The organism is Mesorhizobium sp. BHscii, from assembly GCF_053848065.1.
Genome location: NZ_JBSPKW010000002.1, coordinates 220329 through 234347, shown reverse-complemented (window position 1 = coordinate 234347; position 14019 = coordinate 220329). Strand labels below are relative to the sequence as shown.

Here is a 14019-nt window from a genome sequence, read left to right as displayed (position 1 = left end):
AACAATGCGGAACCTCTTCGATGCCACTATCCTCCCATGCAGCGAAAAGAAGGTAAGGGAACCTCGCTGCGGAAAAGCCCCCTTCAATGGTGGTATGGGAGAAAAGACATGCAGCCAAAACGCCTCGATACCCGCACCGTGTCCGCCCGTCGGCGTGCCATGATAGCGGCGACGACGATGCTCGCCTCGTTCGTCGCACTCCCGACATTGGGATCTACTCAGAACGCCGGACAGCCAATCGTCGTTGCCCGGGACATGGATCTAAACTCGCTCGATCCATCAAGAGCTTTCTGCGACACGTGCCAGATCTATCTCAGCTCGGTCTACGCCCGCTTGGTTGATTTGTCGCCCGACAACAAATCGATCGTGCCGATGCTGGCGAAGGAATGGAGCGCCAACAGCGATGCCACGGTTCTGACTTTCAAGCTCGACCCGAAGGCCAGGTTCTCCGACGGCTCGCCGGTGGAAGCAAAGGATGTGAAATGGACCCTTGAGCGGCTCAAGAACATCAAGGGCGGCATGGCCTACCTTCTAGACAATGTGAAATCCATCGAGGCGCCTAACAAGGAAACGGTCACGATTACTTTGGCGGCGCCGAATTCTGAATTCGTCGGTTCGCTCACGGCGCCCTACGCCGGCATTATCAATTCGGACGCCGTGGCCGAGCACGGTGGCGATGCCGGCCCCAACGCAAGCAGCAAGGACAATGCGGAGCAATGGCTCCTGGCCAATTCAGCCGGTGCTGGTCCCTATTTGCTGGAGAGCTACAGCCCCAACCATGAGCTCCGCTTGAAGCGCAATGACAACTATTGGGGCAAGAAGCCGTCTGTCGAGGAGTTCGTTTTCCTGCAGACCAAGGACGCGGTCAGCCAGACGCAACTTCTGGAAAACGGCAGCGCCGACATCGCCATGCAGGTCGATCCGACGACTGCAAAGGCCATCAACAACGAGAATGTCGTGGTGGAGACGGCTCCTTCCTTCAACATGGTCTACGTCGCAGTCAGCCCCGGGGCAAAGAACCTGCCGCATCCGCTCGACGCGAAGATCCGCGAAGCAATTGCCAGCGCTATCGACTACGATGGCATCATCGACCTGACGGTGGATGGGAAGGGCAAGCGGCTGGCGGCACCAATTCCCAACGGCTTCCCCGGCGGCGGTGTCGGCGAACCCATCAAGCACGACGTGGAAAAAGCCAAGGCGTTGATGAAGGAAGCCGGCGCCGCTGATGGCTTCACGCTGAGCGCGACTTATCCGAACGTCAACCAGTACGGCGTCGACTACACATTGATGATGCAGAAGGTCCAGCAGGATCTTGCAGAGATCAATATCAAGCTCGAGCTTCAGCCGGTCGAATTCTCGGTATGGCGCGAGAAAGTCAATGGTGACGGCATTCCGTTGACCGCCGTCTTCTTTGCACCGGACTACTACGGATCGTCGCAATATGCCCAGTATTTCGCGATGATGGACGGCACCGTCTGGTACAAGCGGGCTGGCGGTAAGAACGATCCGAGCCTCGCCAATCCAGAAACGCCGAAGCTACTGGCTGCGGCTTTGGCGGCCCAAGGCGAGAAAAGCAACGAGTTGTTCGGGAAGCTGGCCGGCGTTTTGGCGAACGATCGCATCATTCTTCCGATCGTGAGCCCTGATGCTGTTTTCGTATCCCGAAAGGGCATCAGCGGCCTTCGTTTCAGCGCGTGCTGCAACATGGTGCTTTCGGACATCCAGGCCGAGTAGCGTCGCGCCCAAACTTCCAAGAGGTAGACCGGAGGCGATATGCCTCCGGTCCGCGGTGACTTTGCGAACAAGCGGAATCTGGCATGAGCGAAAATGAGGTCGACGTCGTTGTCGTCGGAGCTGGGCTCTCTGGATCTTACGCGGGCCTGCTGCTGAAGGATGCCGGCCTGTCCGTGAAGCTACTGGAGGCACGCGACCGTGTGGGAGGACTGACGTATTCGCCGGAAAGCAAGGTCTATGGTGGCCGGGTCGATCTGGGCGGCCAATGGGTTTCTCCCCAGCACACGCGGATGAATACGCTCATAGCCAAATACAATGTGCCGCTCGTCAAGCAGTTCGTTGCCGGACGACGCGCTTGTCTGCACGGGACCGAGGTCTTCTATGGCGAGATGGGCACAGTACCCGGTCTCTCACCAGAGGAGCATGCTGACTACAAGGAGGCCTATGGCCGGCTTTATGCAGAAATGGATGGTTTGGTCGAAAATCCCTGGGAGAGCGAGGACGCGAAGGCACTCGACTCGATCACCTACGCCAGTTGGGTGGATTCGATCTGCAAACCCGGCCGTGTCCATGCTTCGATGTGCCGTATCCCCGGAGCCTATTACGGGGCGCTACCGGAGGAGATCTCCGCGCTCGAATTGATTCAGAAGCTCAGGGGTTGCGGCGGCCCGATTTTCATGTCGGACACGGCGACCGGCGGCCAGGCCTTCCACATGATGGGATCGGCCATGGTCTCGGAGGGAATGGCGGCAGAACTGGGCGACGCGCTGATCCTCTCATCGCCGGTGCGCCGAGTCGAATGGGACGACAAAGGCGCCACGGTGATCGGCGACAAGATTTCACTTCGCTGTCGCCATGTCGTTTTCGCCACGCAGCCCGTCATGATCAACCAGTTGCAATTCGATCCGCCGTTGCCGGCGAAACGGCGCCTGTTGCACCAACGCTTTCCCAGCGGTCGCAACACCAAGGCTGTGGTCGTCTACGACAAGCCCTTCTGGCGTGATCGCGATCTCAATGGAAATATCATTTCAACGGACGGTTCGATGACTGCTGCTTTCGATCTAGGTGGACAACGCACCGACAAGGGGATTCTGATCACGCTGTTCACGGGTCGGGCAGCCTACGGCATCGATAGTCTCACACCCACCCAACGGCGGGAAGTTATCCTCGCCAAACTCGGACAGGCTCTCGGAGATGAAGCCGGTGAGCCGCTGGAATATATGGATCGCGTGTGGGCAGATGAGGAATGGTCTGGTGGTGCATCTAGTCCGTTTCTCATACCCGGTGCATTGACCACGATCGGCGCGGAGATACGCGAACCCATCGGCGCGCTGCATTGGGCCGGAACCCATATGGCGACGCGGTACCGGGGCTATATGGAGGGCGCGCTTATGGCGGGAGAAGCGGCGGCGCAGCGTATCATAGCTTCGCACCATTGAAGGCTGGGTCGTTTTCGACGGCGACCGCGAAAAGCAAGACCGGGAACATCATGACGCAGTATGTGCTCCGACGATTGATTTCCATGCCCCTGCTGTTGCTGGGCGTGGCGACGGTGGCCTTTTTTCTATCGCATTTCACCCAGGCGGACCCATTGTCTGCTCTGGTCAGCGAACGACAGATGGGCAATCCAGAGGTGGTCGCCGCAGCTAAGCAGAGATGGGGCCTCGACCGCAGCGTGCCGGAGCAATACGCAATTTACGTGAAGAACCTGGTGACGGGCGATCTCGGCGTTTCTTTCCGCACACGCAGACCCGTCCTCACCGACATCGCTGAACGGCTGCCGGCAACGCTCGAACTTGTGATCCTCGCCATGTTGTTCGGCACACTAAGCGGCATCGTGCTTGGCGTGGTGGCGTCGCGCTTTCATGACCGGCCTGCCGACTACGCTGCGCGGTTCTTTGCGCTTTTTGGCTCGACAGTCCCAGTGTTCTGGTCGGGATTGCTGCTGCTTTACCTGTTTACCGTGAAGTTCAGCCTGATCCCTGGCCCGGGCAGGCTAGATGCGCGCGCCGAGCAGCCTCCGTTTGTCACCGGAATGTTCACACTCGACGCATTGCTATCGGGCCAATTCGGCACATTCCTGAATGCTTTGCATCATCTTGTGCTTCCGGCGTTCGTGCTTGGATGGTCTGTAACCGGGATCATCTCCCGGCTCGTCCGCGCCAGCATGCTGGATGTGTTGGGGCAGGACTACATCCTGGCCGCGCGGGCAAAGGGCGCCGGCGAAGCCCGAACGCTGCTTCGGCATGCGCTTCCGAACGCAATGATTCCGACGCTGACGATCGTCGGCTATTCCTTCGCCTATCTGATCACAGGTGCGGTGCTGACCGAAGCCGTCTTCGCCTGGCCAGGCATCGGATCCTATGCCGTCGACTCGGCCCGGACACTCGACTACCCGGCAATCATCGGCGTTTCGCTTATAGGGGCCAGTGCCTTCCTACTGGCGAACCTCGTGACCGACGTCGCTTACGCCTATGCCAACCCACGCATCAAGCTGGGGTGATGTGATGTCCTTGGCCTCAAACGCAAAAGCTCAATGGATGCCAAACGTCAATTTGCGGCCCGTGCTGATCGTCGGCCTGGTGATCGTTGGCTTCTGGATCATCGTGGCGCTGACAATCGATTTTTGGTCAGTCTATGATCCCTTGAAGCTCGTAGCGCGAAAGCTGCAGGCCCCATCGTTCCAGCATTGGCTCGGAACCGACGCGCTCGGACGCGATGTGATGACCCGCACCCTGTACGGTGCACGCCACTCGATGGCAATTTCCATCGTCGTGGTGGCCTGCTCGGTCGCCCTCGGCTCGATCGTGGGCGCGATGGCTGGCGCTTTGGGTGGCTGGACAGACAGTGTGCTGATGCGGCTGGTCGACATCACGCTCTCCTTCCCGCCTGTCCTTCTGGCCATGGCCGTCGCGGCTTCCTTGGGACCGGGTCTTCAAAACACGGCCATCGCGGTCATCGCCGTGTGGTGGCCTGTCTATGCAAGGCTGATGCGTGGCCAAGTCCTCGATGTTATTTCGCAGGACCACATCGAGGCCGCGAGGGCAGGCGGCGCTTCCTCCTTCCGGTTGCTCACCAAGCACATCCTGCCGCTTTCATGGACGCCCACGATCATCAGCGCGACAATGGACTTTGGCCAGGTCGTGCTGCTTGCAGCCTCCTTGAGCTTCATCGGCCTCGGCGCCCAACCGCCCAGCCCGGAGTGGGGTTCGATGATCTCCGACGGCGCAGCGCACTTCTACTCATGGTGGATCGCTTTCGGACCCGGTCTTGCCATTCTGTCGCTGGGTCTGGGTTTCAATTTCATCGGCGACGCGCTGCGCGACATCCTCGATCCGAGAGAGCACTGATCGATGGCAATGAATCAACAGCCATTGTTGGACGTGCGAGATCTGCGCGTGATGCTTAGAAATGGCCTTGAGATCATCCGCGGCGTCGATTTCGTTGCCGAAGCCGGCAAGGTGCTGGGCATCGTCGGGGAGTCCGGCTCCGGAAAATCCGTCATGATGCGCGCCGCAATGGGGCTGTCACCCCCGTCGTCGAGGGTGACAGGCTCGATCAAATTGCGCGGGGAGGAACTTGTTGGGGCAAACGAGCGGCGCATGCGGAAGCTGCGCGGCAGCAAGATTGGCCTGGTTTTTCAAGATCCCATGACTGCACTTAATCCGGTGATCACCGTAGGCAAGCTGGTTGCCGAAGCCGTGCGGCTTCACAATCCGCAGATGTCGGCCGCAGAAGCACGGCGAAGAAGCATCGAGCTTCTCGAACTGGTTGCGGTTCCGCAGCCTGAGGTGCGTGCAAATCAGTATGTGCACGAGTTTTCGGGCGGCATGCGCCAACGTGTGATGATTGCGATGGCGATTGCCAACAATCCGGAGGTGCTGATCGCTGATGAGCCGACGACCGCTCTGGACGTCACCGTGCAAGCCCAGATTCTGGAAGTGCTGAAGAACCTGCAGACCAGGTTTTCGATAGGGCTCGTCCTTATCACGCATGACCTTGGCGTCGTCGCCGGCGCAGCCGATACAGTGGTCGTGATGTACGCCGGCAAGGTCATGGAGACCGGAGCGGTCCGGGATATCTTTTATAACTCCCGGCATCCCTATACGCGCGGCCTGCTGTCATGCCTGCCCAGGATCTCGGGCAATCAACCCCCACTTGAGCCGATCCCCGGCAGCCCGCCAATGCTCAGCGCCCGACCCGCGGGCTGTCCCTTTCATCCCCGTTGCTCCATGGCGCAAGACGCATGTCGCTCGGAGGAACCGAAACCGAGACGTGTTGACCAGACAATGACTGCGTGCCACTTCGCAGAGGGTCTGCGAGGAGCAGCCGTCGACCAATTGGCCTCACAGGCGGGTCAGGCATGAAGACGAGCCCGTTCCAGGCGCAACATTCGCGCCAGATCATCTTGTCGGTTAGCGACATCACCAAGGAGTTCGATGTCAAAGGCGGACTGCTCGGATGGGGATCCGGGCGGACGGTGAAAGCGGTTGGCGGAATTTCCTTCGATTTGGCGAAGGGCGAAACACTCGGGCTGGTCGGTGAATCCGGTTGCGGCAAGTCCACCTTGGGCCGCTGCTTGCTCAGGCTCGTCGAACCGACTTCAGGCACAGTGTCTTTCAACGGTGCGAATTTGACCACACTTCCCGCAGGCGAAATGCGCCAGTTCCGGCGTCACCTGCAAATCGTCTTCCAGGACCCTCTTGCTTCGCTTCACCCGCGTATGCGGGTTCGCGAGATCATCGCGGAGCCTCTCCGCTTGATCAACATCAAAGGCAAGGCGGCCGCGGAAAGGGCTTCCGAACTTCTCGATCTGGTGGGACTCGCTCCCGAACACGGCAAGCGGTATGCACACGAGTTGTCAGGCGGGCAAAGACAGCGCGTGGGCATTGCACGTGCGTTGGTGCTCAGACCGGAAGTCCTGGTGCTGGACGAACCGGTATCGGCGCTCGACGTATCGGTCCAGGCAGGCGTGCTCAATCTGCTGGACGAGTTGCAGGCTAAGCTTGGCATCGCTTATGTTTTCATAGCGCATGACCTCGCTGTGGTCCGGCATGTCTCCGATCGCGTCGCTGTGATGTATCTCGGCAAGATCGTCGAGATCGGACGGGCGGCTCAAATTTACGGTGCGCCCGCCCACCCCTATACAATAGCCTTGCTTTCAGCGGTCCCCCTGCCGGATCCCGATGCCGAACGCGCTCGGCAGCGCATCACCTTGAAAGGCGACGTGCCAAGCCCAATCAACGTGCCGACAGGTTGTCCGTTTCGCACCCGCTGCTGGAAGGCTGAGGGGGTCTGTGCAAACGTGACCCCGCTACTTGCCGAAATCGAGCCTGGCCACCAGGCGGCCTGTCATTTTCCAGAACTCCCAGGAGACCGTGTCAACAGTCCCGAAGCGCGACATCGCAGGTGACCGAATGACCGCCAATCATTCCGCGCAGATGCCGCTTGTCTTCGGGGCGATCGCCGACGATTTGACTGGCGGCCTCGAACTGGCTTCGATGCTGATTGCTCGCGGCGTGCCAACGACGCTTTCCATAGGATCCGGAGTGCCCGCGCGTCTCGGTAGAGCGCACGTCTTCGCACTGAAGTCGAGGGTAGCACCAGTGAATGAGGCCGTGCGCTCAACCATGGAAGCGCTGGACATTTTGCTGGCGAACAGAGTGCGACAGATCTTTTTCAAATATTGCGCGACATTCGACTCGACGCCGGCAGGCAATATAGGTCCCTGCGCTGAGGCGATCATGGATCGCCTGGGAGCCAGCCAAGCACTTTTCGTACCTGCCCTTTGTGAAACAAGACGGACGGTCTACCAGGGCCACGTGTTTGGCGGCGCGCAACTGTTGGCAGAATCACCGAAGCGTTTCGATCCGCTGACGCCAATGACGGATTCCAACATCGTCCGCGTTCTCCAGGCGCAAAGCAAGCGCGCCGTCGGTCTCGTCGACTGTTCGGTGGTTGACCAAGGTCCAGACGCCATACGTGCCTATTGCGAGCGTCAGCAGGAACGCGCGTCCCTTTTCATAGCCGATACGCTTTATGAGCGCCACCTTGCGAGCCTCGCGGCGGCGGCCATCGATGCGCCATTGTTGACAGGCAATTCATCGGTTGCGGCGCATCTGCCGCCACTTTGGCTGGAGCAGGGCCTGCTCGAACAGCCTTCCACGATTCGCCTCAGCGGCGTAGATGGGCCTGGCGCCGTACTGGTCGGCAGTGTGGCATCGCAGACCGCGGTGCAGCTCGAACACTTCGCAGCAGAAAATGACGTATGCGTCGTCGATATCGGGTGCGCCTATGCCGGCCACGATCTTGTCGCCGAAGCTCGGCGGTTCGCCGAGGCCTCTGTTGCCGCAGGCAGAAGTTTCGCGATCAGCACTTCGCTACCGCAGGAGCGCGTCGACGCGCTCCAGTCCTCTTACGGGCGGCTCGAGGTCGCTGGGCGCGCAGAAGCGATCCTCTCCGAAATTGCCAAAACAATTGTCTTCGACCTCGGCATCCGCCGTCTGGTCATTGCGGGAGGCGAGACCTCTGGGTCGGTTGTGCGAGCCCTCGGCATCACGGACCTCGAAGTAGGCCCTTATCGCGAGCCAGGTTTCTCACGTGCAGTGGCTGTTCATCCCTTCCCGCTCGCACTGCTGCTCAAATCCGGCAAGCTTGGCAGCGTCGACATCCTTGCTTCCGCCTTGGACGACATGCGTCGCCCGATCCTCCAGGAACCATTCCTCACCCGCTGGCCTCCGAAAGGTTAATTCATGACGACGAAGCCTGAGAATGCTCGCCAATCCTTGGTCGCTGCAGCGCTCGACGCGGAAGCACAGCATCTCAATATCGGAACAACCGGCAACGTAAGTGCCCGGCTAAACGGTGGCATGCTGATAACCCCGAGCGGAATCCCGCCAAAGAAGCTCGAGCCGGAGCTCATAGTCGCTATGGACCTCGACGGGGCTTGGTCCGGAGACATCAGGCCGTCTACCGAATGGGCATTGCATGCCGCCATTTATAAGAGCCGTCCAGAGGTTGGTGCGGTCATGCATGCCCATCCAGACCACTGCGTAGCGCTTTCCTGCGCGAGAGATAATCTGCCGGCCTTTCATTACATGATCGCAGGCTTCGGCGGGGATGATGTTCGCTGCTCGGAATATGCGTCCTTCGGTTCGCCGGAACTTGCCAGATTTGCGGTCCAGGCACTGGAAAATCGGTCAGCCTGCCTGCTCGCAAATCACGGCATGGTCGCGGTCGGCACCTCCGTCGCAGAGGCTTTTGCACGAACGGTCAAACTCGAGACTCTGGTCCGGCAGTTTGTGCTTTGCCGATCCTTCTCAGAGCCAGTTCTGCTGACCCTCAACGAAATGGCCGATGTCAGGCAACGCTACGGAGCAGGCTATGGCTGGCAGGCGGCGCCGGTGGCCTCATAGGCTGTCGGCAGCACCCGACCTGCAGCGATCCCTGCACTGGAATCACAAGGAGAGAACCATGAACGACAGAGCTTCTGCCCAATCCTCGGAAAGCATTGCTCACTACAGATTGTCCGATCTCAAGCCGGCGCCGTTCAGCCCTCGCGGAGCATCCACCAACGAACTTATGAACGCGGATACTGGAGCCCGCATAGCAAGCGGCATCGTCTACTTCAGAGACTGCGAGATTCCCTTCACCCTTTGGTATGACGAAGTGATGATCTGCCACGCGGTCGAACAGGAATTCGAGATCACCGTCGACGACGCCGCCTATCCGATGAAGCCTGGCGACATGATGTGGATTCCTGCCGGGACGTCACTCGCCTGGCGCAGCAAAGGAACATCAACTGCTTTCTTTGCGGTCACTCCCGCCGACTGGGCAAAGAGGAAATTCCAGGTTTGAGAATCGAGACGCTTGGTGATGTCCGCGTAAGGTCGCAGGCATTTCGATCAAGATGGAGCGAGTCAACGGCTTTGCAACGAGCCTCTTAACAAGCAAGGACATAGTGGTATCCAAATGAAACACAGCCTCATCAACAGCCACGACCACGCCCTGCTAACACGTGCCAGCCGAGTTGTGCCGAACAGCGTCTGGGGCCACATGGCGACCCGCGCCATCGGCCCTGGCTACCCGCAATTCTTCTCCAAATCCGACGGATGCCGCGTCTGGGATGCCGATGGCAAAGAATACATCGACTTTATGTGCGCCTGGGGCCCGAACGTGTTGGGCTACCGGCACCCGGAGGTGGACGCCGCGGCCATCGAACAGATTGGTAGAGGCGACATCGGCAATGGCCCAACCGAGTTGATGGTCGAGCTTGCGGAAGCACTCGTCGACACGATCGAATTCGCCGACTGGGCTCTCCTCCAGAAGAACGGCACCGACGCGACAACGACCTGCGTCACGGTCGCTCGCGCGGCTACAGGAAAACGCAAAATCCTCGTCGCCCGTGGCGCCTATCATGGAGCGGTGCCGTGGTGCTCACCCTCGCTCGTCGGTGTTACGGCGGAGGACCGTGCTCATCTGATCACCTTCGAATACAACGATAGCACAAGCCTTGATGAGGCCGTTGCAACCGCCGGCGATGATCTGGCCGCCATTCTAATGACTGCATATCGCCATGACGTCAATTGCGAGCAGGAGATGCCGGACGCTGCATTTTTGCGTCATGCGCGTGCTATCTGTGACCGTGCCGGCGCGGCGCTCATCCTGGATGATGTCCGCGCTGGGTTCCGACTGGATGTGCGGGGCAGTTGGGCTAAATATGGCGTCAAGCCTGACCTTGGCGCCTACTCGAAGGCCATCGCCAACGGATGGCCGCTTGCGGCTGTCGCAGGCAGCCGCACCATGTTGGAAGGTGCTTCGAAAATATTCGTCACCGGTTCCTTTTGGTACGGCTCGGCCGCAATGGCCGCTGGCCTGAAAACTCTCAAGATCCTTCGCACCACAGATGCCTTGGCGCATATGGAGGCCATGGGTGCGCGGCTTCGCAAAGGTTTTGCTGCCGCCGCGGAACGACATGGGTTCCGTTTGAGCCAAACGGGTCCTGTCCAGATGCCGATGGTTCGATTCGAGAACGATCCGGAACTCGAGACCGCCAATGTCTTCTGCGCAGCAGCGCTTCGTCACGGCGTGTATCTACATCCTCGCCACAATATGTTCTTGTGTGCAGCACATCAGGCCGCCGACATTGATCGAGCGCTCGATGCGGCCGATGCCGCCATGCGCGATACTGCGGCAGTTATTCGGTAAGGTGTCGAACAACTGCCTCATCCTGCTGCATGATCGTCACGATGCTGCAATCGTTGAAAGTCGGCATGGGCATCGCCTTCCAATCCATCAACAGTGCCCGGCGCGACAGTGAGGCCCGCCGAAGGCGGACCGCTGACCTGTTCGCAATGCGCGGCGGATCTGCGGCCCTTCAACCGCTGCCGTGCAACCGGCCATCAACCGCCGGCCTTGGCCAGGCCGTGATCGGGGTTGTTTGGGCGATCACCTGAACCAGGTAATCGACTGTCTTACGGTAGCGCTCCTCAAGGAGGGCCATTGTCCGCGTCACGGTCGAGCGTCGCTTGCGCTATGGCGCTGTGTTCGGCTGTCGGCATCTGCGGTCAACCATTACGTCATAAATTGCTGCGGCAAATTGGGCCCGCAGCAAGATACAGACCGTGGCGTTGGCTATCCGCATGCACCTGATATAGCCCCCCTCACCAACTGATGCGCTGGCACGAGCTGAGAATTAAGAGAATGGAACGGCGATGCTGTACAGCCACTGGCGGGTACCCTTTTCACGAGGCGGCCGTTGATGCCTGCCACACGCTCTAGCTCGTCCTCAGCAGCCCACCATGATTCAACAAAATCAAAACGATGCGCGGAGGTTCGCCACCGGGGGCTTGGCTAACCAAAGGGCAAAATCGATGCAAGTCGTTGACAAATAACGATATGGTGGGCCCGGAGGGACTCGAACCCCCAACCAAGCGGTTATGAGCCGCCGGCTCTAACCATTGAGCTACAGGCCCCACACGCGGCTGGATTAATGTTTTTCCCCGAATCGCACAAGGCTTTCCGAACTGGCTGGCCGAGATCGTCCAAATCAGCCCATATTCAGACATTAGAGCGACATGCGTCCACTTAGACGCGCAGAGTACGCTCTAACGCTTTGAATCTACGCATCGTGCTTTCCGAAATCGATTCCGATTTTTGGGCCGATGCGGTAGTCGACAAGCGCGACTGGATCGCAGACCGAGGAGATTTTTATGACCAGACATCTTTTGCCCTTGGCGCTCGCCGCCGCAATCGCGTTTCCGGCGATGGCTGGCGCGGCCGATTCGCCGCCCCCGCCCCGCATCGTCGTTACCGGCGAAGGCGAAGCGACCGCGGCCCCCGATCTGGCGCTGCTGACGCTTAGCGTCATGCGCGAGGCCAAGACCGCGCGTGCCGCGCTCGATGCCAACAACGACGCCATGGCCTCCGTGATCGCCGCTATGAAGTCGGCTGGCATCAAGGAGCGCGACCTGCAGACAGCCGGCATCCAGATCAGCCCGCGCTACAACTACACCAACAAGCCGGACGGCAGCCAGGAAGCCGAACTCATCGCCTACCAGGTGACCAACACGCTTTCGGTGCGCATCCGCGACATCGACAAAACAGGCGAGATTCTCGACAAGGCGGTATCGCTCGGCGTCAACCAGGGCGGCGGCATCTCGTTTTCCAACGAGGATCCGGCTGCAACCCTCACCGAAGCCCGCAAGAAGGCGGTCGCCGACGCCATGGCCAAGGCAAAGACGCTGGCTGAAGCCGCCGGCGTCAGCATCGGGCGGGTGCTGGAAATCACCGACCAGAATGTCGCGCCGCCGCCGATACCGATGAACGCCAAGGCCTTCGACGCCGCCCGCGAATCGGTTCCGGTGCAGGCAGGCGAGAATTCCTACACGGTGCAGGTCAACGTCACTTTCGAGTTGAAGTGACCGCCGTCTGAAGCACGGGTAATAGGCAACATCGATCTTGCTGCATGCAGAAACCCCCGGAGGACTGATCCCCCCGGGGGTTTTTCGAGCCGCACCCTTGCCGGTAGATGAACGCTTACCGGTAGAGGACCGGGCAGCCGCGCTCATTGGCGAACACGACCAGCACGCGGTCGCCATACTGGCGGCCCGCTACTTTCACTGTGCGGCGGCTGACGTCGACAATACGGGCGCGGCGCAGACCCATGCGCTCTGCCTTATTGAGGGCACGGTTCGGCGAGCAGGACCGGCGCCAGTCGCGTTCGCGGCGGCGTTCGCGATAAAAATAATCGTCGTCGCCGGTATAGACGCCGACGCGCGGGTCGTCGTTATTGCCGAAGCCGAGATAGATGCTGTCTGCCTGGGCAGTGGCGGGGATAGCGGCAAGCGTGCCGAGGCCGATAAGCGCCGAAAGCGCCGCCGTCTTGATCGTGTTGAACATTGTCTTCTCTCCTTGTTCAGGGCTTCCGCCCTTCTTTATCGAACCGGTGTGTCTTGATCGAACCAATGTGTCTTGGTCGAACCGATAGGGAAGAGAATGCGCCAGCGTATCTGAACTTTTTACGAACCAGCCGTTCATATTGGGTTCATGTGGCAACAAGAGGTAATTTCGCAGTTTCTCCACTTCCGGTTCTGAACAACTGGCCGGTTCTGAACAGTCTAGCCGGTTTTGAACAATCTGGATAGAAACGCCCCTGTCGCGCAGCCGGTTCCGGGCCCTGGCTCGAGGCTCCCCTAAGGCTCGTCGTCCAGCATGTGCTCGAAATAGTCGTCCGGCTCGGCAAGATCGGTCTCGCTGGCGCTGACCCGGCCGCGCATCGAGATGCCGGCCTCATGCACCGTCTCGGCACTCCCCGACACCAGCCTGTGCCACCAGTAGAGATCGTGGCCCTCGGCGACCAGCCGGTAGGCGCAGGTCTTGGGCAGCCAGCTGATAGTGCGCACATTCTGCGGCGTCAGCCCGACGCAGTCCGGGACGCGCGCCAGCCGGTTGGCATAGTCCGAACAGCGGCACGTTTCGGCGTTGAACAGCCGGCAGCCGACGCTCGTCCAGTAGATCTCGCCGGTGTCTTCGTCCTCGAGTTTCGACAGGCAGCATTTGCCGCAGCCGTCGCAAAGCGATTCCCACTCGGCAGGGGTCATCGCTTCGAGCGTCTTGGTTTTCCAGAACGGCGTTTCCATTGATGGGATGTGGCCCCCGCTGGCGTTAAGGTCAAGCACCGCGACAGACGCAAAGCCGGCCGGCACCATAGGCCGGCACCATAGGAATGACACGAAGTCGCCTTCAAAACGCCGGCCAATCGCCGTTCGTGGCCGTTAATGCCTG

At 59.9% G+C, this 14019-nt stretch carries 14 protein-coding genes and 1 tRNA gene; 12 read left to right on the top strand and 3 right to left on the bottom strand.

The window, feature by feature from the left end:
• Positions 1 to 108: 108 nt before the first annotated feature.
• From ACWTU7_RS03935 to ACWTU7_RS03885, 11 genes are all read left to right on the top strand, one after another.
• Positions 109 to 1734: an ABC transporter substrate-binding protein gene (locus ACWTU7_RS03935; protein ID WP_455837998.1), complete on the top strand. Its 1626-nt coding sequence runs from the start codon at positions 109 to 111 to the stop codon at positions 1732 to 1734.
• An 83-nt stretch (positions 1735 to 1817) separates the two neighbouring features.
• A complete protein-coding gene (locus tag ACWTU7_RS03930; protein WP_455837833.1) occupies positions 1818 to 3173 on the top strand; it encodes a flavin monoamine oxidase family protein in 1356 nt (451 codons plus the stop codon).
• A gap of 50 nt (positions 3174 to 3223) precedes the next feature.
• Complete coding sequence (locus tag ACWTU7_RS03925) at positions 3224 to 4237, top strand: ABC transporter permease (protein WP_455837834.1); 1014 nt, start codon at positions 3224 to 3226, stop codon at positions 4235 to 4237.
• 37 nt (positions 4238 to 4274) lie between these two features.
• On the top strand, positions 4275 to 5084 hold the full coding sequence (locus ACWTU7_RS03920) for an ABC transporter permease (RefSeq protein WP_455837835.1): 810 nt from the start codon (positions 4275 to 4277) through the stop codon (positions 5082 to 5084).
• Positions 5085 to 5087: 3 nt separating this feature from the next.
• Positions 5088 to 6101: an ABC transporter ATP-binding protein gene (locus ACWTU7_RS03915; RefSeq protein WP_455837836.1), complete on the top strand. Its 1014-nt coding sequence runs from the start codon at positions 5088 to 5090 to the stop codon at positions 6099 to 6101.
• Positions 6098 to 7147, top strand: coding sequence for an ABC transporter ATP-binding protein (locus ACWTU7_RS03910; RefSeq protein ID WP_455837837.1), 1050 nt, complete (start codon positions 6098 to 6100; stop codon positions 7145 to 7147). The genes ACWTU7_RS03915 and ACWTU7_RS03910 overlap by 4 nt, the downstream gene beginning before the upstream one ends.
• 4 nt (positions 7148 to 7151) lie before the next feature.
• On the top strand, positions 7152 to 8483 hold the full coding sequence (gene otnK, locus ACWTU7_RS03905) for a 3-oxo-tetronate kinase (protein ID WP_455837838.1): 1332 nt from the start codon (positions 7152 to 7154) through the stop codon (positions 8481 to 8483).
• A gap of 3 nt (positions 8484 to 8486) precedes the next feature.
• A complete protein-coding gene (locus tag ACWTU7_RS03900; protein WP_455837839.1) occupies positions 8487 to 9149 on the top strand; it encodes a class II aldolase/adducin family protein in 663 nt (220 codons plus the stop codon).
• 58 nt (positions 9150 to 9207) lie between these two features.
• Positions 9208 to 9591, top strand: coding sequence for a hypothetical protein (locus ACWTU7_RS03895; RefSeq protein ID WP_455837840.1), 384 nt, complete (start codon positions 9208 to 9210; stop codon positions 9589 to 9591).
• Positions 9592 to 9705: 114 nt separating this feature from the next.
• Positions 9706 to 10941 (top strand): aminotransferase class III-fold pyridoxal phosphate-dependent enzyme, encoded by a 1236-nt coding sequence (locus ACWTU7_RS03890; RefSeq protein ID WP_455837841.1) that lies wholly within the window; start codon positions 9706 to 9708, stop codon positions 10939 to 10941.
• A gap of 29 nt (positions 10942 to 10970) precedes the next feature.
• Positions 10971 to 11189, top strand: coding sequence for a hypothetical protein (locus ACWTU7_RS03885; protein WP_455837842.1), 219 nt, complete (start codon positions 10971 to 10973; stop codon positions 11187 to 11189).
• Between the two features lie 443 nt (positions 11190 to 11632).
• Here the strand turns inward: ACWTU7_RS03885 and ACWTU7_RS03880 are convergent.
• Positions 11633 to 11708 (bottom strand) — tRNA-Ile (locus tag ACWTU7_RS03880).
• Positions 11709 to 11945: 237 nt separating this feature from the next.
• Between ACWTU7_RS03880 and ACWTU7_RS03875 the strand changes: the two genes are divergently transcribed.
• On the top strand, positions 11946 to 12656 hold the full coding sequence (locus ACWTU7_RS03875; RefSeq protein ID WP_455837843.1) for an SIMPL domain-containing protein: 711 nt from the start codon (positions 11946 to 11948) through the stop codon (positions 12654 to 12656).
• Between the two features lie 115 nt (positions 12657 to 12771).
• Here the strand turns inward: ACWTU7_RS03875 and ACWTU7_RS03870 are convergent, their stop codons facing one another.
• Positions 12772 to 13134 (bottom strand): hypothetical protein, encoded by a 363-nt coding sequence (locus ACWTU7_RS03870; RefSeq protein WP_292180700.1) that lies wholly within the window; start codon positions 13132 to 13134, stop codon positions 12772 to 12774.
• A 293-nt stretch (positions 13135 to 13427) separates the two neighbouring features.
• Positions 13428 to 13874 (bottom strand): YcgN family cysteine cluster protein, encoded by a 447-nt coding sequence (locus ACWTU7_RS03865; RefSeq protein WP_127210840.1) that lies wholly within the window; start codon positions 13872 to 13874, stop codon positions 13428 to 13430.
• Positions 13875 to 14019: the final 145 nt, after the last annotated feature.